This is a genomic window from Moraxella sp. (assembly GCF_024227015.1).
Lineage (GTDB): Bacteria > Pseudomonadota > Gammaproteobacteria > Pseudomonadales > Moraxellaceae > Moraxella.
In genome coordinates, this window is the sequence record NZ_JAAELD010000393.1 from 1 (window position 1) to 2,233 (window position 2,233).

Here is a 2,233-nt window from a genome sequence, read left to right on the forward strand (position 1 = left end):
AGCTTCGCGCACAGCTCGTATTTGGCGGCATCGGCGCACCTGCCGGTGAGAAAGAATATGCACCGATTGAAGACCGTTTCTTCTCATATGGCGCATGATTTCTAAGACCTTAACCATCTTTCAATCAAAATAAGGGCAATAGCGCCCTTATTTTTTGTGCATGATGACTAGTAATATTATCAATCTTTAAGCAATAATTCGCCCAATTCGTTACCAAGCGCCAACAAAATAACAAATCGTGTCTTTATTCGGTATGTGCTATAATGCGCGCAATTTTTGCGATTCTTAAACTTTATGAAGAAAATTAGCTTATTACCTTTGACTCTAGTGGGTGTATTATTATCAGCCTCATCTTCTATGGCGGCTGATGTGGATAATAAACTCCTCACTGTCATCAAGCCAAACTCAAGCGGCGTGAACAAATTCACCCAAGTCAGCAGCGTAAACTACAGCAGCGGCGCCTTTGGCAGCGCCAGCGCAAGCACTTATACAAGCTCTGGTATCAGTAACAGCAGCAGCTACGATTCAATGATTCGCGCTTCTGCTGATCGTCATGGCGTTGATCCTGCGCTTGTTAAAGCCATCATGCACACCGAATCATCATTCAATCCTTATGCCCGCTCTCCAGCAGGTGCACAAGGTCTGATGCAGCTCATGCCTGGCACCGCCAGAGACATGGGTGTAATGAATGTTTGGGATCCTGCTCAGAATATCGAAGGCGGGGTGAGATACATCGCCTGGCTATCACAACGATTCTCAAACCGCGATCACATCATCGCAGCATATAACGCAGGGCATGCCAACGTCAGACGTTATGGCGGCATTCCTCCGTTTAGAGAGACCAGAAATTACGTGCGCAAGGTCGACAGCCGCTATCAGACGTTATACGCCAATGACACCAACCTCATGCGTGGCAGCAGCTATCAGCTTGCGATGAATACAGCGCCTCAGACGGACATCTCGCCGACACCAGCCGCCATTCATGCTGATAGCGACAGCACACCGCAGACACCAACGCTTTCTCAGGCGGCAGGTCGCGTCTATGTAAATAAGACTTACACCACGGTCAATAACAACTAATCCAACATAACGCCAGTCACCCGACTGGCGTGTGATCAAACAAGCCTGATGCAAATGCGACGATTTTGTTATTTTTTGTGCATCAGGCTCAAAATCTCTTTAATTTTCCCAATTTACCCTTATAATACCATCAATCAGATTTTTTAATGAAAATCTGATTTTGGATTAACGTATTTAACTTATCACAAGATTTATTTTTAAAAGGAAAACTAGCCCATGATGCGAATTGGTTTATTTTTATTAACCAACATAGCGGTTTTGGTCGTATTTAGCATCGTTTTTGGTATTTTGTCCAGCGTATTTGGCTTGGGCGGCGTGCATGGCTCGAACGGTCTTAACTATGCAAGTTTGGCCGTGATGAGTCTCGTCTATGGCATGGTAGGCTCAATCATTTCGCTGTTTTTGTCAAAATGGATGGCAAAGAAATCTACCGGTACCGTCGTCATTGAGACGCCACGTAACGGCACAGAGCAATGGCTTGTCGATACCGTCGCCAAACAAGCCAAAGCGGTTGGTATTGGCATGCCTGAAGTGGGTATTTTTGATAATGCACAGCCGAACGCCTTTGCTACCGGTTGGAACAAGAACAGTGCATTGGTCGCTGTCTCTACAGGTCTGCTGCACACCATGACCGCCGAAGAAGTCGAAGCGGTATTGGCTCACGAGATCGGTCACGTTGCCAATGGCGACATGGTAACACTTGCCCTGATTCAAGGTGTGGTGAACGCCTTTGTGATGTTCTTTGCACGCATTATCGGTAATTTTGTGGACAGAGCAGTCTTTAAGAATGAAAGCGACAGCCCTGGCATTGCTTATTTTGTGACGAGCATCGTGATGGACATTCTGCTTGGCATCTTGGCCAGCGCCATAGTGATGTGGTTCTCTCGCCTACGCGAATACCGCGCTGATGAGATGGGTGCGCGCCTAGCAGGTCGTGACAACATGATCGCTGCGCTGAACGCCCTTCGCCCTGCTGAAGCTCGCCCCGACCAGATGCCCGAATCGATGAAAGCATTCGCCATCTCAAGCGGTCAATCAACTGGCTTTAGCATTGCCAATCTGTTCCGCAGCCACCCAACCCTAGATGATCGTATCGCGTCGCTACAAAAGCTACCTAACTGATTCTCTCAATGCAAAAAAGCACCGTCACATG

At 47.4% G+C, this 2,233-nt stretch carries 2 protein-coding genes; both read left to right on the top strand.

What is annotated here, in order from left to right:
• Positions 1 to 369 precede the first annotated feature (369 nt).
• Entirely contained in the window at positions 370 to 1,080 is a 711-nt protein-coding gene (locus GY683_RS09020) for a lytic transglycosylase domain-containing protein (protein ID WP_367274162.1), read from the top strand.
• A gap of 216 nt (positions 1,081 to 1,296) precedes the next feature.
• Entirely contained in the window at positions 1,297 to 2,202 is a 906-nt protein-coding gene (htpX, locus tag GY683_RS09025; protein ID WP_297288411.1) for a protease HtpX, read from the top strand.
• Positions 2,203 to 2,233 lie beyond the last annotated feature (31 nt).

What these genes read in the sequence shown, in the direction of transcription:
- htpX (WP_297288411.1), top strand. Translation starts at nt 1,297, where the DNA reads ATGATGCGAATTGGTTTATTTTTATTAACCAACATAGCGGTTTTGGTC.